The organism is Sediminibacterium sp. KACHI17 (genome assembly GCF_040362915.1).
GTDB lineage: Bacteria > Bacteroidota > Bacteroidia > Chitinophagales > Chitinophagaceae > Sediminibacterium.
In genome coordinates this window covers 1,440,603-1,466,279 of the sequence record NZ_AP029612.1, presented here as the reverse complement: position 1 = coordinate 1,466,279, position 25,677 = coordinate 1,440,603, and the positions used below count along the sequence as shown (strand labels likewise).

The window sequence follows — 25,677 nt, the reverse complement described above, 5'->3', positions numbered from 1 at the left end:
AATTGAAAAAGATACTTCTAATCGGTGGTGGTGGGCATTGTAAATCTGTTATAGACGTAATAGAGCAAGGAGATCTCTTTTCGATAATGGGTATTATCGAAAAGGTTGATTTTATGGAAAAAGAAATATTAGGTTATCCAATAGTAGGTACAGATATTGATATACCCAATTTCATTAGTAAAGGGTATGCGTTTCATGTAGCGATAGGACATTTAATGTCAAATGATGTTCGTAGAATCACGTATATGAATTTGAAGGCTTCTAATGCGGAACTTCCTGTTATTGTTTCACCGAAAGCTATTGTATCTAAACATGCAATAATCCATTCAGGGACAGTTATCCATCATAATGCAGTAATTAATGCAGGAGTTATTGTTGGAGAAAATTCTATCATAAATACTGGTGCTGTTATAGAACATGACACTCAAATTGGAAATAATTGCCATGTGTCAACCGGTGCCTATATTAATGGGGGTGTTCGTATGCTGGATAACACATTCATTGGTAGTAATGCTACTATTATACAAAATTTATTTATTGGCAATAATTGCTTGATTGCCGCTGGTTCTGTAGTGATTCGTGATGTATATGATAACAAAACTGTAATGGGAAATCCAGCTAAAGAAAATCTCATAAATGAAAAAGACCCTTATAATAGCAGAAGCAGGCGTAAATCATAATGGTAGTTATGAGTTTGCAAAAAAATTGATTGAAATTGCCGCTGATGCTGGTGCTGATTTCGTGAAATTTCAGACTTTTAAAGCTGATAAGATTGTAAATAAATCTGCAAAAAAGGCTGATTATCAGATAGCGAATACGAACGAACATGATGATTCACAATATGCTATGCTTAAAGATTTAGAGATGCCTTCACAATGGTATCCTAATCTAATAGAATATTCTAAAGCAAAAGGTATTTCTTTTTTATCTACTGGATTTGATGAAGATAGTATAGACTTTCTTGACGAGCTCGGTATTCCCTTTTTCAAGATTCCATCAGGTGAAATTACTAACCGATTGTACCTTCAGCATATAGCTTTGAAAAAAAAACCAGTGATTATCTCTACTGGAATGGCTTCTATGGAAGAAATTGAGGATGCGTTGAAAATATTCTATGAAGCTGGGTATCCAAAAAAGGATATAACCGTATTACATTGTAATACAGAATATCCTACGCCATTTTCTGATGTGAATCTTTTAGCAATGAAAAATATAAGAGAATTACTTGAGGTGCGCGTGGGTTATTCTGATCACACAGAGGGAATCGAAGTGCCTATTGCAGCAGTAGCGCTTGGTGCTGAAGTCATTGAGAAACACTTTACGATTGATAAGTCTATGCCAGGTCCCGATCATAAAGCGTCACTTGAACCAGTTGAATTAAAGAATATGGTAAGTGCTATAAGAAATATAGAGCAAGCTATGGCTGGGTCAGGAAATAAAGAACCTAGTGTTTCAGAAAAAAAAAATATTAAGGTAATAAGAAAAAGTCTTCACTTTTCTAAGAGCCTTACCAAGGGGAGTGTCATATCAAAAAACGATTTAGTGGCTTTACGCCCAGGAGATGGAATTAGTCCTATGAAGATAGACGATGTGATTGGTAAAACTTTACAACAGGATGTTAAAGCATTTCAACTAGTAGATTTAATTTTTTTTCAATGAGAAAAATTTGTGTGGTTACTGGTACACGAGCAGAATACGGTCTTCTTTACTGGACAATGAAAAGCATTTCGGACGATCCTTTACTGAAGCTTCAAGTATGTGTAACAGGTATGCATCTTGCTTCTGAATTTGGACTAACTTACAAAGAAATTGAGTCCGATGGTTTTACAATAGACGAAAAAGTTGAGATTCTCCTTTCTTCTGATACAACTATTGGTATATCAAAAAGTATAGGATTAGGAATTATTTCTTTTGCAGAAGTATTTCAAAGACTTTCGCCAGACGTAATTTTAATTCTTGGGGATCGTTTTGAAATTTTCGCTGCTGCTTCAGCTGCTATGGTATGTAAAATACCGATTGCTCATTGCCATGGTGGCGAGTCTACTGAAGGTCTTATAGATGAGTCCATAAGACATGCTGTAACCAAAATGTCACATTTACATTTTACAGCTTCAGAAGAATATAGAAATAGGGTTATTCAACTAGGAGAAGAACCATCTCGGGTATTCAATGTTGGGGCATTAGGGATTGAAAATATTAATAGATTAACCTTATTGGATCGCAAAGCATTTGAAGAGTCCATAGGTTTTAATTTAGGTAAGAAAAGTATCATTGTAACTTTTCATCCAGTAACGCTCGAGAATGCAACGTCTGAAAAACAATTTCAAGCTCTTCTAGATGCTATTCTTTATTTTGAAGATCTTAAGATAATATTTACAAAACCGAATGCAGATACAGATGGTCGAGTCATTATTCAAATGATTGATTCTTTTGTAAGAGCACATCCAAATAAAGCAACCGCAGCTATATCTCTGGGTCAACTTAAATATCTTTCGTCGTTACAGTTTGTTGATGCAGTGGTCGGCAATTCATCTAGTGGACTTATTGAAGTTCCTTCATTTAAAAAACCGACTATAAATATTGGTGATAGACAACGTGGTAGAATGAGGGCAATAAGTGTGATTGATTGTGAACCTGAACGAAATTCAATAATAAAAGCAATACAAACTGCATTTTCAACAGAGTTCCTTGAAAAGGTGAAAGAGATGAAAAATCCTTATGGAAATGGGAATTCTTCAACAATGATTATTGATCAACTTAAGGCTACAAACTTAGATGGTATCATAAAAAAAAGATTTTATTCAATAAATTGCAGATAATGCGAATCGTTTTTATTGGCTGTGTAGATTTTTCTCGGGCTGCTTTAATGCAACTTATACAAAATAGAGAAACAGTAGTTGGTGTAATTACCAAATCAGATTCTACATTCAACGCTGATTTTTGCAATCTTTCTAACATTGCTGAAGAAGCTGGTATACCATATAAATTAGTAAATGATATTAATCATCCCAACAATGTTTTGTGGATTCGTCAGTTGTTACCTGATATTATTTTTTGTTTTGGTTGGTCAAATCTGTTAAAAAAAGAGATTTTAAATTCTGCCCCACTGGGTGTTGTAGGATATCATCCTGCTATGCTACCTTTGAATAAAGGAAGACATCCCTTAATTTGGACCAAAGTTTTGGGATTACCTGAAGGCGGGTCAACATTTTTTTTTATGGATGAAGACGCAGATAGCGGTGACATTTTACATCAGCAGTCTTTTGTGATTAATTTTGAAGATGATGCCTCTGATATTTACAAGAAAATGACTTCTACAGCTCTTGAGCAAATTAATATTTTCATTCAATTGTTGAAAAATGGCACTTATTTACGCTTGTCACAAGACAGAACAGTAGGCAACCACTGGAGAAAACGAAGTTTTGCTGATGGGGCTATTGATTTTCGTATGTCTACTGAAACCATTTGTAATCTCGTTCGGGCCCTTACTAAACCTTATGTTGGGGCTCACTGTAATGTAAATGGTAATCATGTTAAAATATGGAAAGTAGCACCTGGTAACTGTTACGATCTCAATCTTGAACCTGGGAAAATTTTGTCGGTAGTAAACGGCGTTATCGAAGTAAAGACAGCAAATTCATCAATATGTCTTGTTGAACATGAATTCCCAGTATTGCCGCACCCAAACAAATATTTGATTTAAATGAGCAAAAGAAAAGTAGTTATAGTTTCTGCCCATCCTGATGACGAAACATTGGGCGCAGGGGGTACATTATTAAAACATAAGCAAAAGGGAGATGAACTTTATTGGATTATAGCAACGTCTATATTCGAAACCCAAGGATACAGTAAAGAGAGGATTGCTAAGAGAAAGGAAGAAATAGATATAGTGGCAGCAAAATATGGGTTTTTACAGGTATTTAACTTAGGTTACCCAACCATGAGTTTGAGCGCATCTTCAGTAATAACAATGGTACCTGAAATTTCTAAAATATTTTTATCCATTGAACCTGAAATAATTTACCTTATAAATCGTTCTGATGCACACTCAGATCATCGTTATCTGTTCGACAGTGTAGTTGCTTGTACTAAGTCATTTAGATACCCATTCATTAAGCAAGTACTAATGTATGAATGTATTTCTGAAACAGAGTTTGCTCCAGCATTATCGGAAAGATTGTTCATGCCCAACTACTTCATAGATATAACCGAACAATTCAATGAAAAAATCTCTATACTCAATATTTTTGAATCTGAAATTCATGAACACCCATTCCCGAGAAGTTTAAGAAATGTCGAAGCACTGGCTATATTCAGAGGAGCTACAGTAGGAGTTAAATATGCTGAGGCATTCCAACTTATAAAATTTATTGAAAAATGACATCTTTTCGTGACCATTTAATTCCTGTTAGTCATACAATAGAACAAGCACTAGTTCAATTGAATCAGCTTGGAAAAGATGCAATTCTTTTCGTATTGGATGAAAATGACAGCTTGATAGGAGCTTTAACAGATGGCGATGTGAGGCGAGGTCTTATAAAAGGTGTCCAAATAACTCAATCAGTAAATTTAATTATACAACCTAATCCGCATTTTATTCAGAAAGGCGAAACGGATATTTATCGAATAATCGAATATAGGGAAAACAATTATCGTATAATACCTGTAGTTGATAAAAGCGGAAAAGTAATAAATGTTATTAATTTTCGTGAATTTCGTTCTTTTCTTCCTATCGACGTAGTGATTATGGCTGGAGGTAAGGGGCAGCGTCTTATGCCTCTAACAGCAACCAAGCCTAAGCCCTTATTAAAGGTTGGCGATAAACCAATTATAGATCACAACGTAACAAGACTCAGCCTTTACGGTATTACAGAATTTTGGATATCAATCAAATATTTAGGGGAACAAATAGAAGAATATTTTGGCAATGGATTGGGTCGAAATATTAATATCAAATATTTAAAAGAAGATGAACCATTAGGGACGATTGGAGCTGTTTCAAAAATTGAAAATTTTCATCATGACTATGTATTGGTAACTAATTCCGACATACTTACCAATATTGATTACGAACATTTTTTTCTAGATTTTCTCAAGAATGATGCAGATTTATCAGTAGTAACCATACCCTATCAAGTAAATGTTCCTTATGCAGTACTTGAAACTGAAGACGGATGGGTGAAAGGATTTACCGAAAAGCCCTCATATATCTATTATTCAAATGGTGGTATATATCTAATGAAAAAAGAAATTTTATCTAGACTACCTAAGAATACTTTTTATAATACTACAGATTTAATGGAGGAAATGATCAGAAATGGAAAACGCGTTTATTCGTATCCGCTTGCAGGATACTGGCTTGATATTGGAAGTCCGAATGATTATGAAAAAGCAAAAATAGATATAAATAATATCAAACTTTAATGAAAATTCTTATTAGTATTTGCGCAAGAGGTGGTTCAAAAGGTATACCTGGTAAAAATATTAAGAATATTAATGGTAAAGCCTTGATTGCGTATACAATTGAACATGCAAGAGCTTTTGCCACATTATATGATTGTGATATAGCTCTTTCTACAGATAGCGATGAGATAAAATCAACCTGCGCTTCTTTCGGATTGACTACATCATATATGCGGCCAGAAAATATTTCATCTGATTCTGCCGGTAAAATGGAAACTATCAAACATCTTCTTTTACATGAAGAAAATGTAAGGGGTGTAAAGTATGATTATATTCTCGATCTTGATGTTTCATCTCCACTGCGAAATCTTAAAGATCTTCAAGAAGCATTTAATGCAATACAATCCGATAATGAAGCATTAAACCTTTTTTCTGTTAACAAAGCAAATCGAAATCCATATTTTAATATGGTTGAACAACAGGTAAATGGTTATTACTCGCTAGTAAAAAAAGGAGACTCGGTTACAAGACAATCAGCACCAGTTGTATATGACATGAATGCGTCATTCTATTTTTTCAGGCGAGTTTTCTTTGATGTGCCTGAGCCTAAAACTATAAGTGAACGTGCAATGGTATATATTATGCCGCATATATGTTTTGATCTTGATCATCCTATTGACTTTGATGTTATGGAATACTTGATGATAAACAATAAACTAGATTTCGAACTGTGAAAGTATTGATAGAAGGACTTGGGTCTATCGGAAGAAAACATGTAGATGCAATTCTGTCGCTTAATCCTAGAGCTGACATATATGCTATCCGGACTACAAAAGATGCTCCTATATATCGTAGTGTTAAAAATATTTACAATTATAGTGAGCTACCTTCTAATATTGATTTTGGAATAATTTCAAATATTACTAGTGAACATGAAAATTCCATAATTGAGATGATTAAAAGGCGTTTGCCGTTGTTTATTGAAAAACCCGTGATATCAGATGTATCTGGGGCAAGTAAAATTCAAAGTTTATTGGATGAGTATGGTCTAACAACTTATGTAGCATGTAACATGCGTTTTCACCCTGCGATTAAGTTTTTAAAAAAATATCTTTCCGAGTCAGTAGTACGTATCAATGAAGTTAATATATATTGTGGATCGTATCTTCCCGAATGGCGTCCTAATAAAGATTTTCGGAAAATTTACAGCGCGAATGTTGAAATGGGGGGAGGTGTACATCTTGATTTAATCCATGAATTGGATTATTGTACTTGGATTTTTGGATTTCCGATATCTGTTATTGCAGAAAAAAGATCGGTATCATCCCTTAAAATAAGTTCAGTTGATAGTGCACATTTTATTCTAAAGTATCCTGAATATTCTACAAGTATTGTGTTGAATTATTTTAGACGAGATGCAAAAAGAACAATTGAGATAGTAGCAGAAGAATTTACCATATTTGTAAATCTTTTAAGTAATAGTGTTGTGCTTTCTAGTAGTAATATTCCATTATTCAAATCTGACTTCAATATGGTAGATACTTATAAAGAGCAAATGAAATATTTTATAAATGATGTATTGCCATCTAACACATCAATAAATGATTTTACAAATGCCATTAAAGTTTTAACAATAGCTAATCATGCAAATAGTTGAAAAAAAGGTGATTGTCGTTACTGGTGGAAGTGGCCTTATTGGAAAAAGTATCATAACCTTATTAAGAAGAGAAGGGGCAATAGTTGTAAATGCTGATATTAACGCTTCTAATAACTTAACGAATGGAGAGCTGAATTGTGACGTTACTGATGCAGAATCAGTACATGAACTCATAAAACAGGTACTTTCACTTGAAGGTAGAATAGATGGTTGGGTTAATAATGCGTATCCGAGAACAAATGATTGGGGGAAAAAATTTGAAGATATACCTGCCGTATCATGGGAAAAGAATGTAAATCTCCAAATGAACAGTGTATTTATTTGTTCGCAAGCTGTTTTGTCTGTTATGAAGGAGCAAGGTTTTGGGTCTTTAGTTAATATATCTTCAATCTACGGTGTGGTGGGACCCGACTTTAATGTGTATGAAGGTAGTGATATGACCATGCCAGCCGCTTACTCGGCTATTAAAGGAGGTATTATAAATTTTTCACGATATCTTGCTTCTTACTATGGTAAATTCGGGATCCGTGTTAATTGTGTATCGCCTGGGGGAATTTATGACAGACAACCAGAACTATTTGTTCAAAATTATAATCAAAAAGTTCCCATGAGACGTATGGGGTGTCCTGAGGATATATCGCCTAGTGTAGTCTTCTTATTGAGTGACTCCGCATCGTATATTACAGGTCACAATTTGATTATTGACGGTGGTTGGACTGCAATTTGATAGATTAATTTTTTAACTTGTAACTATGAGTAATAAACAAAAAATTTTCTGGTGTAGCAATTGTCTTAATATGTCGACCAGACCTCGTATTTCATTTGATGAAAGAGGTTGGTGTAATGCTTGCCAATGGATGGAAGAAAAAAAGACATTTGATTTTTCGGAAAGGCAAAAAGAGTTAGTTGATTTACTTAATAAGTATAGATCAAAAACAAATGAATTTGATTGCATTGTACCTGTAAGCGGCGGGAAAGACGGTTCTTATGTGGCATATAATCTAAAGCATAAATATGGAATGAATCCACTAGCCGTAACAGTAAGACCAGCACTTGCATTAGAAATTGGGGATAAAAACTTACTCAATTTTATTAAGTCGGGTTATAATCATATTCACTTGAGTCCAAATCCCAAAGTTCTTGATAGACTAAACAAGTATGGTTTTATTGAGAAGGGATTTCCATACTACGGTTGGCTAATAGCTATCCATACGGCAGTCATCAAAACAGCTATAAATTTTAAAATACCCCTCCTTTTTTACGGAGAAGATGGTGAGATCGAGTATGGGGGTTCTACGGAAAGTAAATACCGGGCTTTGTATGATATCGATTATATGCGGAGAGTATACCTAGAAGGGGGACATCAAAAAGTATTTGACAGGATTAAACAAGACTCTGATATCTCGGAATCCGATCTGGCTTTTTTTAAGTTTCCTTCCGAAGACCAAATTGCAGAAGTAGGCCTTTCTTTTACTCATTGGTCATATTTTGAACCATGGGATTCTTATCGAAATTATGTGGTAGCCAAAGAAAACTGTGGTTTGATCGAAAAAGAAGATGGTAACGACGACACTTTCACCAATTTTGCTCAAAACGACCAAGCATTATATGCCTTACATGCTTATTTAATGTATTTGAAATTTGGTTTCGGCCGTGCTACTCAAGACGCAGGAATTGAAATAAGAAGAGGGGCTATGACTCGGGACCAAGCCATAAATCTTGTACGAATGTATGATAACGCTTATCCAGCACATCTTATTGATACTTATCTCGATTACTACAAAATGACAAAGCAGGAATTTGATGCTGTTTTAGATAAATATGCTAACAAAAACCTTTTTGAAAAGGTTAATGGCATATGGGAACCTAAGTTTATTACTGGAGAAAATTTTGAAATATGAAAATAGTTGTACTTGACTATGGAATGGGAAATTTGCATTCAGTTACAAGTACATTACGATACTTAGGAGTTGATGAAATAATTATATCCGCAAAATATGATGATATCAAGAAAGCAGATAAATTGATTCTTCCTGGGGTAGGAGCATTTGGTAAAGCTATGGATCGCATCAGAAGTCAACAAATAGATATAATGCTTAAAGAAGTTGTCCAGTATGGAAAAAAACCCTTGTTAGGTATTTGTCTTGGTATGCAGTTACTCGGATTGTCAAGTACTGAAGATGGTGTAAATGCAGGGTTAGGTTTTATAAATGGTAAAGTACTTCGTTTTAATGAAGAAAATTTAGCGATACCGCATGTTGGATTTAATCAGGTATTCAGTCATCCTAATTCAAAACTTTATCGAGGACTTGATAAAGCCTCTGATTTTTACTTTACACATAGTTATAGAATGACAAGTGAAGTGAATATTAATCAAAGTATGTGTAATTATGGCAGTGATTTTATTGCTAGTTTTGAAGTTGACAATATCGTTGGTGTGCAATTTCATCCAGAATTGAGTCAACAGAATGGATTAAAACTTTTGAAAAATTTTATTGATCTTTTATAAATGCTCCGAAAAAGAATTATTTTCTCTCTTATCTATTCAGATGGGATTTTTAATCAAAGCCGAAACTTTCGTTTACAAAAAGTTGGGAATCTTACATGGCTGGAAAAAAATTACAAATTCCAGAAGATCGCTTTTTCATTGGATGAACTCATAGTTATTAATGCAGGTCGTGGTGATAAAAAAGTTGCTGATTTTGCAGCAATGCTTACTGAACTTACTAATGATATTTTTATACCACTGTGTGCAGGTGGAGGAATAAGAACTGAAGCAGATGCTGAGCTTTTATTTAAAAGCGGGGCAGATAAAATAATTTTGAATAGTTTACTCGTAGAAAATATTGAAGTTGTAAAAAATATAACAAAAAATTTTGGATCACAAAGTGTCGTAGCTTCAGTTGACTACAAGATTATAAATGGTCTTCATCAAGTTTTTATTGCAGACGGAAATAAACAAATCGATATGTTACTCGGTGAATACTTACAGTATTTAGAAACACTTGATATTGGAGAAATTTATCTAAATTCTATTGATAAGGATGGTACTGGATTTGGCTATGATTTTGAAACTATAATAAAATATGCAGGCATTATCAACAAACCGCTAATTATTGCAGGAGGTGCAGGTAATAGTGAACACTTGATTAACGGACTTAAAATAAATGGAGTAAGTGCAGTTGCAACTGCTAATTTGTTTAATTTTATAGGAGACGGCTTACCGAACGCTAGAAAAGATATTATCGAAAGAGGAGAAAATATTGCTAGATGGGATGATTATAACTTAACATAGTTCAAATATTAAAATTAATGTATACAGAAATCTCAAAATGTCGCATTAGCGAAAGCTCACACTTGATAACAGTTTTGTCATTAGGGGAACAATATCTTACAGGTGTATTTCCTAAAAACAAAGAAGATAAAATTACAAAAGGACCCGTTGAGCTGGTTTGGTGTCCAGATAGTGGGCTGCTTCAAATGAAGCAATCATACAGCCTAGACGAGATGTATGGGGATAATTATGGCTATCGTTCAGGGCTTAATGCTTCTATGGTTGCTCACTTGCAACAAAAGATTAAAACACTTGAGAAACTTGTTAGCTTATCTGAAAATGATTTAGTTATTGATATAGGAAGCAATGATGCCACATCACTTAAGGCATATAGTGGTAAGCATAAAAAGGTAGGAATAGATCCTACAGGTCTTAAATTTAAGCAATATTATACGGATGAGATTAGTCTGATACCTGACTTTTTTACCGCAGATAAGTTTCATGCCAAGTTTCCAAACACGAAGGCGAAGATTATCACATCAATAGCTATGTTCTATGATTTAGAAAGACCACTAGACTTCGTAAATGATATTGAAAGTTGTCTAGATGATGAAGGTATTTGGCATTTTGAACAAAGCTATATGCCAAGTATGTTGAGAACTAATAGCTATGATACTATCTGTCATGAACATCTTGAGTTTTACTCATTCAAAGTTGTTAAAAATATTGTTGAGTCATGTGGATTGCGTGTTATTGATGTTCAGATGAATGCTATAAACGGTGGTAGTTTTGCTGTAACTGTATGTAAAGTTAATGCATCGTATAAGTCAAATACACCTCTCATCAATTGGCTTTTGAAGCAAGAAGAGGACATGCAACTAGATACTCCTATTCCATATAGACAGTTTGAACAGCGGGTATTTAACCATCGAAAAAATTTAACCGACTTGATTAAAGCACTTGTAGCAGATGGGAAAAAGGTATTTGGATATGGGGCTAGTACAAAAGGAAACGTATTGTTACAATTCTGTGGTCTTACCGAAAATGAAATCCCCTTTATTGCAGAAGTTAATCCTGATAAATTCGGCACTTATACTCCTGGTACATTAATTCCTATTATATCTGAAAAAGAAGCAAAATCTATGAATCCAGATTACTTTTTAGTACTTCCGTGGCATTTCAAAGACAATATTTTGTCAAGAGAAAAGGAATACATTGCAAACGGAGGCAAGTTTATTTTCCCACTTCCCGAGATTGAAATAATATAGCATGAATGCTATTATTTTTGGGGCTTCAGGTCAAGATGGTTTTTACCTTCAAAGGCTATTAAGCAAAAAAAATATCAATGTAATACCAGTAGCAAGGAGTGTTAATGAAGGGTTTATTACAGGGAATGTAGGAGATACAGAATTTGTTTTTTCACTCATTAGGAAATATCTACCTGATTACATATTTCATTTGGCAGCGGTTTCGACCACGAAGCATGAACATATTTTTGAAAACAATGATGCCATTCAAAAAGGAACTATAAATATTCTAGAGGGAACTAAATTGTATAATCCTAAATCGAGAATATTTTTATCAGGTAGTGCTATGCAGTTTAAAAATGATGGTAAGGCTATTAATGAATCAACTCCTTTTGAAGCATCGAGTGCTTATTCTGTTCAGAGGATTTCATCTGTTTATGCAGGACAATATTACCGTAATTTTTTTGGGTTAAAAGTATATGCTGGGTACTTATTTAATCATGATAGCCCATTACGCTCCGAAAAGCATATCAATCAAAAGATTTCTAAGATGGCTAAGCGAATTGCAGCGAAGGTTGAGAGTAAATTAATAATAGGAAATCTAAATGTAGAGAAAGAATTTTCCTTTGCTGGAGATATAGTGGAAGCGATGTGGACTTTGGTTAACCAAGATAGTTTTTACGAAGCTGTTTTGGGTAGTGGTATTTCATACCCAATTCGTGACTGGATAGATATTTCTTTTAAGTTGGCTGGATTAAATTGGCAAGAGTACGTGCAGGTAGATAACTCATTTGTTACCGAATATTCTAGACTTTTAAGTGATCCTGCTCTCATTAAATCTACAGGTTGGTTGCCTAAAGTTGATTTTTATCAATTAGCTGAAATGATGTACAATTCTTAAAATTAATGCTAATACTTGAAGTTATAAAAAAGTGGGTCTATTGTAAAAGAGCTGATAGAATCGGTCCTGATATACCTTTTACGCATTGGCGATTGCACTATCGTAGTAAGATGAAAAAACTTTGTAAAGAAAAGTTTCGCTTTTTTGCTGATGATGCAGATTTTCGTCCAGGGGCATATGCGGTAGGATGTTCTAAAATTGAAATTGGAAGACGAGTGGTTATTAGGCCAGGATGCATGTTGTTCGGTGAAACAGTCGTGCCAATGGACGTTTCGATTATTATAGAAGATGATGTTATGCTTGGTTCAGGCGTACATATTTATGTTAATAATCATAAATATGGTAGCAAGGATATACCTCTAATTGATCAAGGTTATTTTCCAGATGAAGCTGTGGTTTTAAAAAGAGGATGCTGGATAGGCGCAAATAGCATTATCCTACCAGGAGTAACTATTGGAGTTAATAGTATTGTTGCAGCAGGTGCAGTCGTTACAAAAAATGTGCCGGATCATGTAATTGTTGCAGGCAGTCCGGCAAAAATAATCAAAGAAATTTAGGAGGCATATAGCAAAGATAGAGCATGAATAGAAATAAGCGAAGTAAAGTAACTGATGGGTTACATGTGTCTGCTGAAATTGTAAAAAAAATTAGTGAATTTCTTTTATCTAGTGGGAAGAATGTATCCGAAGAATTTGCAATAGAAGGAGTCTCATTCTGGATTGCTGCACAACCAGATTTAGCGCTACATATTTTTCCGCCACTTCTATTTAAGTACACTGGTAATCAGTATAAAATATTTCATATTAAGAACTGGATGAAAAGTATTAAATATCAATTCAAGGAATTCAAAAAAATATTTTCATCTCATATTGATTATTCTTGCAGCAGAAGTGAAAAAGATATATGGCTACTTTTATCAACTACTGATTACATATATAGGGATACATTACAACCGCTTGAAGATGAAATTCTTAAGTCTTGTCCAGATATTCATGTAGAAAGTTATGCTTCAATGAGAAAAAAAAAATTACACACTTATTCTTTGTCTGAAGCAGGACTAATTTACAAAAAATATATTAACTATCGTCGTGAATTTAAACTTAAGAGTGATCACTTTTTCAAAAATGATTTTAATAGGTTATGTTCAATTCTTCCGGAGATATCAAAAATAAATCTTTATGAAGCCTTTTATTGGTTTTTCAACGTCTTTGTACAGCGAAATATAATTAATGCAATTATAGCTCAGTATTGGTTCAAATATTTAAAGCCAAAAAAAATCATTTCAGGCGATGTAGCAGATCCTCTGAATAGAATATATACTGAAGTAGGAAAAAAGGCGGGGATATCTATTATCGATTTACAATTTGGGATATATGATGAAACTTCCGTAGAATGGATGTTCTGCAGTGCGACCAAGATAGCTGTTTGGGGTAAGTATTTCTCTACATTATTTGAAAAGGTTCATTACATAGACCCGGACAGATTAGTAGTTACCGGAAGTCCCAGATTTGACTATCTGGTAGAAGAAAAACAGGTTGGATATTCGAGAAATGATAGTAATGCAAATAATAGAATACAACTTCTTTTCGCATCTATGTATACTTCTATAAGTGACTATGACGCTAATTACGATGTAAACTCGATTAATGCATTTAAAAAGATCGTAATTGATACTGTTAAAAAATTTGATAAAATTCATCTAGTAATTAAACCTCATCCTTTAGAGGATATTTCATGGATAGCGGATTATGACAATGAAAACATTACAATACTTGATAAAAAATCAGATATCAGAAAGCATATTCTTGAAAGTGATATTTTTTTAACTTTTGGAAGTACTGCAACTTTTGATGCTTTATTACGTAAAAAACTTATACTATCTGCAGATACTCCTGGGCTTGTTTGGTGGGACGATATTTTTTTAAAATATAATGCAAGCATACCAATTTGCTCAAAAGCTGAATTAATTAGTGTACTACAGAATTTTATAAATAATCGTAACATAATGTTACGTGAAAATAATTCTCGTATATCAAATTTTCTATCAGATAAGCTTTTCAATAATGAAAATAAAGCTTCGTTGAGAGTAATATCTCTGGCTTTGAATATTTGACTTTTTATGATAAATACTGATTTACTCAGCATAGTAATACCTACTAGAAATCGGGCGCTATATTTAAGGGAAACCTTGCAAAATATGCTTGGTGGGCTAGAATACAATGTAGAAATTGTAATTGTAGATGGTATGTCTTCTGATAATACTAAAGAAATTGTGATGGATTTGAAATCCAATTATCTTAAGATGAATTATATACAGATGACAAAAGCAGAAGGGTTTGATAAAGAGTTGGATTTAGGTGTAGTGTCGTCAAAAGGGACTTTCGTATGGGTTTTTTCTGACGATGATATTATTACAGGTAAAAATATAAACGAAGTAGTCAAAGTGCTACAAAGTGATAATAAACTTGACCTTCTTCTTGTAAATGCTGCAATTTGGGATAAAGAGTTGAATACTTGTCTTAAGAATACATTTATAGAGCATCCTGAATGTGAATCCACTGATGTTGATGAGTTGTTTGAAAAATTCGTTGATTATATGAGTTTTATAGGCGGGTGTATTCTTAGGAAAGAGTATTGGCTAAATGCTGATGCAACTAGATATTTTGGAACTCTTTTTGTACATGTTGGTATAATATTCAGTAGTAATGAAGTACGGTGGAAATGGATAAATGAACCAATGATTAAAATCCGTTACGGTAATGCTTCATGGTCTAGTAAGGCTCAAAATATTTGGATGAGAAAATGGCCGGACTTGTTAATGAGTTTTGATTCAGTATCCCTTCCTATACGTAGGAATAAAGTTTCTTTTGGGGCAATCTCTATATTTAAAAAGCTGGTTTTTTTTAAAGCGATTAACTGTTATGATGAAAATATGGATTTGGATATTGAATATATAAAAAATAAAGTCTTTGCGAAAGTGTTGATGCGATTAGTTACAATAATGCCACAGAGGTTTTGCTTTATTTTGTCATATGTCTCTGCGAGTTTACAGAATAAAGAAACGATGCTATATGATCTAAAGATAAGTAGTAAATGAAAAAGTTTGTTGATAAGGCAGCATTTTTATATATTCTGATTTTCTTTCTTGGTCAGAATAATTTTTTGCTTACTAATAAACTTGCAGTTAACGAGGGGTTAGGAATTGGGCGTTTTCGCGCAACTATTTTGGTGGGAATTATACTTCTAGGTATTGGATTACTTTTTTTAAAATTTTTGATTGATAAGAGTATTTATTCAATAAAGGTTAGTTCGATTAATATTATAGCAATTTGTATCACACTTTCATTAATGGGGATACATATTGTTAGAGATTTTTTGATTAACGATGCTGTAGATTTTATTGGAGTAGCACCTCTAGTAGAATGTTTTTTTTTCTACACATTTTTTTTTCTAACAATAAGAGGTAAGGTCTATATTGATTCAAATCACATAAGAATACTTTCATTTGTTATTTTTTTGAATATTGTACTCGAGTTATTTTTTTATTTTAAGGATACTATTTCGGGAGTATCATACGGACCATTTCGAGCTTACATTGCAGGGTTGACTATAAATAGGAATCCAAGTTTTTTTTATCCGATTTTTGCATTTGTAGTCTTGCGTTTTTTTCCTTTTAAGTCGTATATAAAAGCCTTATACTTAGTAATCTTTTTTGTGTATGTTCTTACTTTATTTTATAGGACATTATATGTAGCTCTTTTGTTCCCTTTTTTTATAGATATCATAAGATTTGGTCGTAAGCTTACTATTATAGATGTACTAAGATTCGTTTTTTTTATAATAATTATAATCGGATCACTAACCTTAATAGACTCGATAGTTGAATCGCAATTTGATTTTTCTATAGTAAAAGCATTTACTGGAAGATTTACCAGTACTTTTACTGAATATTCTAATGATGACGCACAAAAGGATAGGGTAAACCAGATTCCTGATATGATGTATATGCTCATTACTAATCCTCTTGGAATTGGATTTTCCGGATTGGTAAAAGATGCAGAAGTATATAATTATGCTTTTTATTTTCTTCATCCAATACTTTATTTAGGATGGCTAATAGGGTTGGCTTATTTCCTAATAGGGAAAAGAATGATTATAATTTATAAAAATGCCAAAACGAGTTTAAAAGACCGGATTCTGATTTTTTGTTTGTTTTATTTCTGCATGATTCTAACTTTTTTTCCTTATATGAATTATTTTACATTCATGTCTATTTTTATCTGTTTACTCCAATTATCTACAACAAATGTTGTATATACAATAAAACCAATAACAGCTTTTTTAAAATTAAAACAGACATCATGAATTTATCCTTAGAAGAGGTGATGCGTCAAGAAAAAGAAGTTTTCAATCATCTAAATAATCTTCGTTCCAGTGCAGAAACAATCCCTCTAGAGTTTGATTACGATTATGTACCATCTAAATTCGACTTTGAAAGATATACAGGAAAAAAAATGGGACGTAGATCAGTTCTAAATTATATTAAACTAGTAAATGATAATCCAGGTATAAAAATAGTAGATGTTTGTTGTGGACCAGGTTGGGTATCTTTATTAGCAGCCACGCGAGGGGCTAGAGTTTATGGTTATGATATTTCTAATGTCGCTATTGAAAACGCTAAGTTGTCAAGGGAAAGAAATTTGCAAAAAATCATAGAAAATAAAGGTACTTTAGAATATTATAATCAGAGTGTACATACAATTCCTTTTCTTGACGATCAGAAATCAGTTGATTTATTTATTGGATGGTCAGCCTTTCATCATCTTGATCAAATGGAACTTTTTTTTGAAAGAATGAATACTGCACTAAAAGATGGTGGATATATTATTAGTGTTGATGATATAGGTTCCAAGAAGATTAATAGGATCATAACATGGGGATTAAAGTTTATTCTACCAATTAAAGGACTATCGTATACAAATAAGATATCTAAAATCGGTAAATATTTTCAGAAGTTGATTCAACCCGAAGTGGAGTGGCATACGCCTATGGAGCAATATGTAGGTAAACATGAAAACGCTGCTCAAAAAATAGAAGATATTTTATCTCGGGACTATGAAATTGTGCATAACTATAGATATTGTGGATTTGTGCATTATTTTGTATATGATTTAGCAGGTCCCGATTGGTTTAGAAAAATTATGTTTGATTTATTATGGAATCTAGATAGATTATTTGTGTGGACAAAACTTTGTAAAGGAAATCTGCGCTTTATACTCGCAAAAAAAAAGCAATAAAATATTAACCCACCAATATTTAAAAGAAAAAAAATGCTAAAATTTAATAAGAAAGAAGTTGAATTGTTTTTTTATAACGAGATTCTATCCAGCTTCTCTAAAGAAGCTCAGCCTGGATTAATCCGTACGTTTGATAAAAATATTTATGAAATAGAGATTATAATTAAAATACTTAATAATGCTGGAAAAACAGAGAACCCGACAATTATTGATTTTGGGTGTGGACTTGGTATTAATCTTATGATCTTATCTAAGTACTTTAATTGTAAATGCATTGGACTAGACCGATATGATGAGTTTGACGAAATTCATGCAAGAGAAGTTGGTACAACAAATCAAGTTGTCAGTAGACTCCAACAATTTGGTGTTGAAGTTATACCTTCAAATCCTATTACATATAAATTTGAAAATGAAATAGCAGATGTCGTAACAAGTTTTGATGTAATTGAACATTTTAATTTTCCTCCCAATGAATATTTGGCTAATATGATTAATGCTGTCAGAACTGGTGGACATATAATGGTTGGGACACCCAATCAAGCACATATTTTCAACCGTATCAAACTGTTATTTGGACGTAATGTTTGGGAAGACTTTGATTATTGGATGAACTACAATCCCTTTTACGGGCACGTTAGGGAGTTATTGACTTGGGAACTAAAAAAAGTTATAGAGAGTATGGGATTGAAGCACTATACTATACATCAGTCATCTTATCCATTGTACTCTCGTTTAAAAATGAAATTTCCTAGACCTATTGCAAATGTCTTTTATAATATAGGCAAAGTTATATTCCTTTTATTTCCTAATCTTAACTATTATAATCTAATAGCAGCTCGAAAAAAATAATTGTGACTGAATATAAATTTTCTGTAATTGTTCCTGTTCACTATACTATCACAGCGGCTCAGCTTAAAGCTAGTCTTGATAGTGTGATGCTTAATCAGTCAATGCTTCCATCTGAGGTAGTTGTTGTTATAGATGGTACAATCGATAATTATTTGAGTATTTTTTTAAGGGACTATCTAAGTAAGTCTCCTATATCTACAATGATATTAAATACAGGTCCAGTATCAAAAGGACCAGGTGTTACAAGAAATTTTGGGGTTAAACATGCATCTTACCCTATAATCGCATTTATGGACTCAGATGATGTTAGCTTGCCTAATAGATTTGAACAGCAAATACCAATTATTCATAATCAAAACTATGATTTAGTAGGTGGTCAGATTGAAGAGTTGGATGAATTGCTAAAAAATAGAATAAGTTTAAGAACAGTTCCCTTGAATGATGAAGACATTAAAAAAGAGTTTAAAAAGCGAAATCCTATAAATAATGTTACTGTTGCTATCAAAAAAGAAGCATTTCTTCAAGTGGGTGGCTACCCTGATTTGTATTTTGGAGAGGACTATGTCCTATGGGTAAAAATGGCTGAAAAGAAATATCGCTTTCTAAATCTGAATACGATTTTGGTTAATGTAAGAACTGGGGATAGTTTTCTTAACCGTAGATTTGGTCGGGATTATTTTAAAAAAAATATTTACCTCTGTATGTATTTAAGTAAATATCCAACCGTAGGTTTTCGGTACTCTTTTTTGCGTATGGTTAAATTCTCCTTACTTTTTATTTTACCAAAACGGCTTCAATATCTTTTTGTTAAAAAGTACACTCGTAATTTATAATACTTATATTATTCTGTGGCTATCGATTTTCTTATTTGCAATTATAACGGAGGAGACCTACTAAGGAGTGCTGTTCAATCTATCCTTGCTCTCGAATTAGATGAATTTAATGTATATATATATGATAATGCATCTTCTGATAGCTCGATTAAGTTAATTGAAGAGCTTAATTCTAATAAAATACATATAGTACACGGAGAAACAAATATTGGATATGGTAAGGCAATTAATCATATATATAAGATTTCAAAATCACAATATATTTTCATCCTCAATCCCGATAGCGAACTCGTATTCTCAGGTAATGAATTATTACAGCTAGCATCAAATACATCTGACCGTAATGTATACGGTTTCGACATTTATAATAACGATAATACTCCTCAAAATTTTATTACCTCAGAGCCTAGTTATAGCTGGGTAGTTGGAGGGTTATTACGTACTAGTTTCCCTATCATTTTCGAATTATTATATAAACAATACTTTTTTTTTCACAATAAAAGGCAGGAATCTGAAATAGAAAATAATAAGGGAGGAAGATTCGTATCAGGATGTGCCCTTTTATTCACAAGGAATGGTTTCCAAAAACTTGGTTTATTTAATGAGCAGTATTTTTTATATTTTGAAGATACAGAACTGTTATTGACTGCATGGAAAAATGATTTTATTATCAGTCAATCTCCTTTGAAAGTGATTCATAATGCTAGTTATAGTTTCCGGAAAGCTGACAACAAGATAAAGGTTGAAAAATATCGTTCAGCACTAATTTATTTTCGTAACAATAGAGGCCTCGTTTATTATTCATGGGTTAAATTTTTGATTATTTTTATAGCTTTTCTAGCCCTAATTAATCCGTTAAATATCTTTTATCGTAAAACAAGCGATTATTACATAAACCTTATAAAAATTTCTATAAACAATTAATTTTGTTCAATCTATTTCGTTATAATTATCTACTATTCCTTGATTTCTTTCTACGGATAATATTATCTGTATTATTACCTAAGTTGTTTGACCCTGCTGATTATGCAGGATATAACTACCAATTAGTATTAGTGTTTTGGTTTTTAATTCTTGATTTTGGATCATCTTTAGGTTTTTCTCTCAGGTTAATTCGAAAATATAATAAAGAATATTTGAATATTGGATATGTAGCTAGTTCCTTTATTTTTTCCTTAATTTTCTCATCCATTTTTATAGTAATTTTTTTTATTTTCCTCAATAAAAACCCACAGATAAGCTTAGAATCATTTTGGCTAACCTTTTTTTTTCTCAGCCTATATTCATTTCTTAGTACTGCATTTAAAAGTATTGGGTTGGTAAATACAGACTTTTTAGGTCGAGTATTTACAAGTTCCAGTCTGTTGATTCTGCTAATACTTGGATTTAATTTATCAATACACATATATATACTTATACCTTATGCGATAGCCTGTATTTTCTACATTGTAGCCGCTTTACGGAGTCAAGGCTTTTTTTTTTTAATGCCTAGAAATTTTATTAAATATGGATTGCAGAATGTAAATGAAGGCTTTGTTTTTTACCTTACCAACTCGTTATTGATCGCTTACTCTTTGATGGATAAAATAGTATTCTCAAACCTTATGAATAAGCATGAATATGGGAATTATTTATTTTGTTATTCCCTTTCTAGTTTACATATTTTAGTACAAGGGGTTATTGCAAGTAAGTATTATAGGATGTTATTGTCAAACGATGCAACAGACCAAAGGAAAAAATGGAAACTTCTATTAGTTACGACAATAGGTCATTTAATACTTAGCTGCTCTATTATAATTGGCATTAATCTTACCTTATTCGAAAAATTTTATAGCAAATATCAAATTTTGAATAAATATATATACATAACAGAAGGTATGTGCATTATAATTTCTATACTTACACTACTTTATTTGATTTTGAATTCACAAAAGGTGAATAAACTTTTTCTGCTTATATCTTATGTTGTTCCAATTTTTTTCTTTTCACTATATAAACTTAAATTAATAGAAAATATTTACTTCTGGCTTGTTTTTTATTTAATTGAATTAGTAATAGCTTGTTGTTTCTCTATAAGAAATTATTTTTTGAAAAAAGCCAATATTTTATGAGACTAGCACTTACTGGTAAAACTGGTTTTTTAGGTGGCATTCTGTATCAAGAACTAAAAAACAATAATGAAGTAATTACAATCGGCCGTAAAAAATCTGATATTATCTATGATTTTCGAACAGAGAGTTTAGATTTACCAAAAGTCGATGTCTTTGTTCACTGTGCAGGTATGGCACATATTTTATCGCCCAAAGAGGTAGACATAAATACCTTTTTTGAGGTCAATGCAAATTATACTTACAACCTCTTGAAAAGTATCGAACTTAGTAAAGTACCACCAAATACTTTTGTGTTCATAAGTTCAGTGAGTGTATATGGGGCTATTGAGGGTGAATGCATTGATGAAACTCATGATTTGCGATGTCAAGATCCTTACGGTCTGAGCAAGCTTGAAGCTGAAAGAATTACCATAAAATGGTGCAAAGAAAATAATGTTAATTGCGTAATACTTCGATTGCCTCTTGTAGTTGGTAATAACGCACCTGGAAATATTAGGACTCTTGTTGAAGCTTTAAAAAAAGGTAGATTTTTTAAAATTGGGAACGGTACTGCTAAGAAAAGTATGGTTTTGGCCACTGATGTGGCAAAACTTTTGCCACATTTAAAAGACAAAGAAGGCATATTTAATCTAACTGATGGATATCATCCAAGTATTAGTGAATTTTCAAATTATCTTGCAAAAAGCTTAGGTAAATCTGAACCTTACTCAATTCCATTGGTGTTCGCTAAGATAGCTTCTTGCGTGGGTGATATAATCGGCGATCGGTTTCCTCTCAATAGTAGTAAGCTTCAAAAAATTAGTCATACATTGACTTTTGATGACACAAAAGCTCGTAAAGAACTTTTGTGGGAATCTAAACCAATATTAGAATGTAAAGATTTAAATTTCAATTATTAATTCAATCGGTTAGTGGATAATACTTTTTATTTTAAAATTCTTTTTTTTGTTTTTTCAATAAGCATTTCTTTCTTATTTGAATATTTATATATATATCATTTTGCAAAGTTTTATAAAATCTTAGATATCCCAAATCAGCGAAGTTCCCACGGAAAGATAACAATACGAGGAGGAGGAATTATTTTTCCAATAGTTTGTTTTGCATCGATTTGTTTTAAGCAATTTCCAAATTATATAGAATTCTCGATTTCATTAGTTTTAGTAAGTTATATAAGTTATTTAGATGATTTGAAAGGTCTTAGTAGTGTTTTTAGACTCTTTTCTCAAATTGTAATTATAGTCTTCACTATTTTTTCTATGGGAATGAGCTTGCTTTCGGTTGTATCCATAGTTTGTTTTCTTTTTTCTATTGCTCTGCTTAACGTGTACAATTTTATGGATGGAATTAATGGCATTACGGCTTTATATTCATTTGTTACAATAGGTTTTTTATTTTGGATAAATCAATATGTTATTGTTATTGTTCCAGATTTATTCTTTCTTTCAGTCTTAGCAGCATTGTTTGCTTTCTCCTTTTACAATATGAGAAAAAATGCACTCTGTTTTGCAGGAGATGTTGGTAGTGTTTCTATGGCTTTTATAATATTTTTTCTTTTGGTAAGCTTAATAAAACAAACTGGCACCTTTATTTGGGTTGCTTCTGTCGGAATTTATTTTATAGATACTGCTTTTACAATCTTTTGTCGAATTTTAAGACGAGAAAAATTATTGGAGGCTCATCGGTCGCATTTTTATCAATATTTGGCTAACGAGGCAAGGTGGACACACATTCAAGTGAGTATATTATTTGCTGCAGTGCAGTTGTTATTAAATATATCTGTAGTATATAGTTATATAACCGGTCAAATTTGGGTTAGTTTATTAGTATTATTGGCTTTTACTATTATATATACTATATTTAGATTTAGATTTGAAGGTCATAAGCGCTTATTTGTTACTTATAATCCAGCTTAACTGTTTATGTTTCAGAAAATCAATATAGTTCCTCGATGGATTATATTCCTGATTGACTCTGCCATCTGCGCTTTTGCAATGGTATTTGCCCATTTGGTTAGATATAATCTATCTGTAGAAGCATTAGATTGGCAGGCATTGAGTGGCAATGTATTGATACTTTTATTAATCAACTCAATTGTATTTATCAATTTTAGGACTTATGCCGGTATTATTCGTTACACGGGTATACAAGATGCACTTAGGATTTGTTATGCGATTCTGATGACCACTTCTGTTTTATTTTTTATAGGGCTGGTTTCTGCTAATACCGGAGGTGGAGCGTTGGCATTTCCCAATGTTACGTTGATCATTTATGGTTTATTTAGCTTTTTATTCCTAATCTCCTACCGAGTTATTGTAAAATATGTGTTTGCCTATCTACGCAACTACAAAATGGATCGTAAGACGGTCATTATTTATGGAGCGGGTGAGGCAGGTTTCGCAACAAAAAGAGTGTTAGAACATGATGCGACTTCGAATGTAACCGTCATTGCTTTTGTGGATGATGATATGCGTAAGGTGGGTAAGGTAGTGGATGGGATTAAAATACATCACACATTAGATCTACAGACACTCACATTGGGTCAAAAGATTGATGAAATTATTCTTGCGGCTTTCACCATTACTCCGGCGAAAAAAAATGAATTAGTAGATTTCTGTCTGGATCATGATATCAAGGTATTGAATGTACCTCCTTTGGATAAGTGGATCAATGGTGAATTCTCTGCCCGTCAGTTGCAAACCATTAAGATTGAAAATCTTTTAGAAAGAGAGCCGATTCGTATCAATAATGAAGAGATCGGCAATCAGGTAAAAGGTAAGCGCGTATTGGTAACAGGTGCTGCGGGTTCAATCGGTAGTGAGATCGTTCGTCAATTATTACGTTTTCAGCCACATACCATTATTCTCTGTGATCAGGCTGAAACGCCCTTGCATCATTTGGAATTGGAATTACAGGAGATGAATGCTAGTACAGCCTGTATTCCTTATTTGGGCGATGTTACCAATGAGGAGCGGATGCAGGAAATGTTTGCGATGTATGAGCCGCATTATGTATACCATGCAGCTGCTTATAAACATGTGCCGATGATGGAACTTTGTCCGTCAGAAGCTATTTTGACGAATGTTATGGGTACCAAGATCATTGCGGATCTTTCTGTTAAGCACCATGTACTTCGTTTTGTGATGGTATCTACTGATAAAGCGGTAAACCCAACGAACGTAATGGGCGCTTCTAAGCGTTTGGCAGAGTGTTATGTACAATCCTTGTATCATTCTGCAGCGAACTCAGGGGATAAAGAGAAGTTCACCAAGTTCATTACCACTCGTTTTGGAAATGTTCTAGGCTCTAATGGGTCTGTGATCATTCGCTTTAAAGAACAAATTGAAAAAGGTGGACCGGTGACGGTTACCCATCCGAATATCACCCGTTTCTTTATGACCATACCGGAAGCTTGTCAGCTGGTGCTTGAAGCGGGTAGTATGGGGAGCGGAGGTGAGATCTTTGTATTCGATATGGGTAAGCCTGTACCGATTGTTGACCTTGCTAAGAAAATGATTCGTTTGTATGGGTATGTACCGGGTATTGATATTGAGATCAAATATAGTGGGTTGCGTCCCGGTGAGAAACTCTATGAAGAGTTATTAATGGATTCTGAAAATACACTGCCTACCTATCATGAGAAGATCATGATCGCTAAAGTGCGGAATATTCAATTTGATACCCTTCATCAGGACTTCAATACCTTGATTCAATTGGCGAAACAAAGAAAAGGAACCATGGAAATGGTGGCTAAAATGAAGCAGTTGGTTCCTGAATTTATTAGTAATAATTCTGTGTTTGAGCAATTGGATAATAGCAATAATGCTGAAGTTATTGCGATGAAGATTAGCTAATTTTTCTTTTCTATAGATACTTCGTTTGTAATATGTTTTGTAGACTGTAAGTCTCCGTTTACTTTTTTTCTTGATAAAAAAAGTAACAAAAAAATCAAGGCTCTAGAAAAAAAGCTAAAATTCATTCCATTGCGCTACAATGGATGAAGTCTAAAGCCAAGCGTTTGAACATAGATTGAGCGAAGCTGCCCTTCAGCTTTTGAACATGGCCAAACATCATCCATTGCTTAACGCTCCATTACATGAATTTCTTT

The 25,677-nt window shown here is 32.9% G+C and carries 25 protein-coding genes; all 25 read left to right on the top strand.

Going from position 1 to position 25,677, the window contains the following annotated elements:
• The first annotated feature begins 2 nt into the window (after window positions 1-2).
• The 25 genes from ABXG83_RS06435 to ABXG83_RS06315 all read left to right on the top strand — a co-directional run bounded on the left by ABXG83_RS06435 (window position 3) and on the right by ABXG83_RS06315 (window position 25,423).
• The gene (locus ABXG83_RS06435; protein WP_353550663.1) at window positions 3-680 is read left to right on the top strand and encodes an acetyltransferase; all 678 of its coding nucleotides are present in this window, start codon (window positions 3-5) and stop codon (window positions 678-680) included.
• Window positions 637-1,659: an N-acetylneuraminate synthase gene (gene neuB, locus ABXG83_RS06430; protein WP_353550662.1), complete on the top strand. Its 1,023-nt coding sequence runs from the start codon at window positions 637-639 to the stop codon at window positions 1,657-1,659. The genes ABXG83_RS06435 and neuB overlap by 44 nt, the downstream gene beginning before the upstream one ends.
• Window positions 1,656-2,819, top strand: coding sequence for a UDP-N-acetylglucosamine 2-epimerase (gene neuC, locus ABXG83_RS06425; protein WP_353550661.1), 1,164 nt, complete (start codon window positions 1,656-1,658; stop codon window positions 2,817-2,819). The genes neuB and neuC overlap by 4 nt, the downstream gene beginning before the upstream one ends.
• Complete coding sequence (locus ABXG83_RS06420) at window positions 2,819-3,703, top strand: formyltransferase family protein (RefSeq protein ID WP_353550660.1); 885 nt, start codon at window positions 2,819-2,821, stop codon at window positions 3,701-3,703. Before neuC ends, ABXG83_RS06420 begins: the two co-directional genes overlap by 1 nt.
• A complete protein-coding gene (locus ABXG83_RS06415; protein ID WP_353550659.1) occupies window positions 3,704-4,381 on the top strand; it encodes a PIG-L family deacetylase in 678 nt (225 codons plus the stop codon). It abuts the gene before it with no gap.
• Window positions 4,378-5,424, top strand: coding sequence for a nucleotidyltransferase family protein (locus ABXG83_RS06410; RefSeq protein ID WP_353550658.1), 1,047 nt, complete (start codon window positions 4,378-4,380; stop codon window positions 5,422-5,424). Before ABXG83_RS06415 ends, ABXG83_RS06410 begins: the two co-directional genes overlap by 4 nt.
• Complete coding sequence (locus ABXG83_RS06405; protein ID WP_353550657.1) at window positions 5,424-6,137, top strand: acylneuraminate cytidylyltransferase family protein; 714 nt, start codon at window positions 5,424-5,426, stop codon at window positions 6,135-6,137. Before ABXG83_RS06410 ends, ABXG83_RS06405 begins: the two co-directional genes overlap by 1 nt.
• Window positions 6,134-7,060, top strand: a complete 927-nt coding sequence (locus ABXG83_RS06400) for a Gfo/Idh/MocA family oxidoreductase (RefSeq protein WP_353550656.1) — start codon at window positions 6,134-6,136, stop codon at window positions 7,058-7,060. The genes ABXG83_RS06405 and ABXG83_RS06400 overlap by 4 nt, the downstream gene beginning before the upstream one ends.
• Window positions 7,047-7,787 (top strand): oxidoreductase, encoded by a 741-nt coding sequence (locus ABXG83_RS06395; protein ID WP_353550655.1) that lies wholly within the window; start codon window positions 7,047-7,049, stop codon window positions 7,785-7,787. The genes ABXG83_RS06400 and ABXG83_RS06395 overlap by 14 nt, the downstream gene beginning before the upstream one ends.
• Before the next feature lie 25 nt (window positions 7,788-7,812).
• Entirely contained in the window at window positions 7,813-8,961 is a 1,149-nt protein-coding gene (locus ABXG83_RS06390) for an N-acetyl sugar amidotransferase (RefSeq protein WP_353550654.1), read from the top strand.
• Window positions 8,958-9,569, top strand: a complete 612-nt coding sequence (gene hisH / locus ABXG83_RS06385) for an imidazole glycerol phosphate synthase subunit HisH (protein WP_353550653.1) — start codon at window positions 8,958-8,960, stop codon at window positions 9,567-9,569. Before ABXG83_RS06390 ends, hisH begins: the two co-directional genes overlap by 4 nt.
• Window positions 9,570-10,355, top strand: a complete 786-nt coding sequence (locus tag ABXG83_RS06380; RefSeq protein WP_353550652.1) for a HisA/HisF-related TIM barrel protein — start codon at window positions 9,570-9,572, stop codon at window positions 10,353-10,355.
• A gap of 17 nt (window positions 10,356-10,372) precedes the next feature.
• Window positions 10,373-11,602, top strand: coding sequence for a class I SAM-dependent methyltransferase (locus tag ABXG83_RS06375; RefSeq protein ID WP_353550651.1), 1,230 nt, complete (start codon window positions 10,373-10,375; stop codon window positions 11,600-11,602).
• Between the two features lies 1 nt (window position 11,603).
• Window positions 11,604-12,482, top strand: coding sequence for a GDP-mannose 4,6-dehydratase (locus ABXG83_RS06370; protein WP_353550650.1), 879 nt, complete (start codon window positions 11,604-11,606; stop codon window positions 12,480-12,482).
• 110 nt (window positions 12,483-12,592) lie between these two features.
• Window positions 12,593-13,039: an acyltransferase gene (locus ABXG83_RS06365; protein ID WP_353550649.1), complete on the top strand. Its 447-nt coding sequence runs from the start codon at window positions 12,593-12,595 to the stop codon at window positions 13,037-13,039.
• Window positions 13,040-13,062: 23 nt separating this feature from the next.
• Complete coding sequence (locus tag ABXG83_RS06360) at window positions 13,063-14,595, top strand: CDP-glycerol glycerophosphotransferase family protein (RefSeq protein WP_353550648.1); 1,533 nt, start codon at window positions 13,063-13,065, stop codon at window positions 14,593-14,595.
• 6 nt (window positions 14,596-14,601) lie between these two features.
• Window positions 14,602-15,579: a glycosyltransferase family 2 protein gene (locus ABXG83_RS06355; protein ID WP_353550647.1), complete on the top strand. Its 978-nt coding sequence runs from the start codon at window positions 14,602-14,604 to the stop codon at window positions 15,577-15,579.
• Window positions 15,576-16,847 carry a hypothetical protein gene (locus tag ABXG83_RS06350; RefSeq protein WP_353550646.1) on the top strand — a complete coding sequence of 424 codons (1,272 nt, stop codon included), beginning with the start codon at window positions 15,576-15,578 and terminating at the stop codon, window positions 16,845-16,847. Before ABXG83_RS06355 ends, ABXG83_RS06350 begins: the two co-directional genes overlap by 4 nt.
• Window positions 16,844-17,779: a class I SAM-dependent methyltransferase gene (locus tag ABXG83_RS06345; RefSeq protein ID WP_353550645.1), complete on the top strand. Its 936-nt coding sequence runs from the start codon at window positions 16,844-16,846 to the stop codon at window positions 17,777-17,779. The genes ABXG83_RS06350 and ABXG83_RS06345 overlap by 4 nt, the downstream gene beginning before the upstream one ends.
• Before the next feature lie 33 nt (window positions 17,780-17,812).
• Window positions 17,813-18,628, top strand: coding sequence for a class I SAM-dependent methyltransferase (locus ABXG83_RS06340; protein ID WP_353550644.1), 816 nt, complete (start codon window positions 17,813-17,815; stop codon window positions 18,626-18,628).
• 2 nt (window positions 18,629-18,630) lie between these two features.
• Complete coding sequence (locus ABXG83_RS06335) at window positions 18,631-19,461, top strand: glycosyltransferase (protein ID WP_353550643.1); 831 nt, start codon at window positions 18,631-18,633, stop codon at window positions 19,459-19,461.
• A gap of 15 nt (window positions 19,462-19,476) precedes the next feature.
• Window positions 19,477-20,385, top strand: coding sequence for a glycosyltransferase family 2 protein (locus ABXG83_RS06330; protein WP_353550642.1), 909 nt, complete (start codon window positions 19,477-19,479; stop codon window positions 20,383-20,385).
• A gap of 1,183 nt (window positions 20,386-21,568) precedes the next feature.
• Window positions 21,569-22,471, top strand: coding sequence for an NAD-dependent epimerase/dehydratase family protein (locus ABXG83_RS06325; RefSeq protein WP_353550641.1), 903 nt, complete (start codon window positions 21,569-21,571; stop codon window positions 22,469-22,471).
• Between the two features lie 12 nt (window positions 22,472-22,483).
• Complete coding sequence (locus tag ABXG83_RS06320) at window positions 22,484-23,485, top strand: hypothetical protein (protein WP_353550640.1); 1,002 nt, start codon at window positions 22,484-22,486, stop codon at window positions 23,483-23,485.
• A gap of 6 nt (window positions 23,486-23,491) precedes the next feature.
• Window positions 23,492-25,423 (top strand): nucleoside-diphosphate sugar epimerase/dehydratase, encoded by a 1,932-nt coding sequence (locus ABXG83_RS06315; protein ID WP_353550639.1) that lies wholly within the window; start codon window positions 23,492-23,494, stop codon window positions 25,421-25,423.
• Window positions 25,424-25,677: the final 254 nt, after the last annotated feature.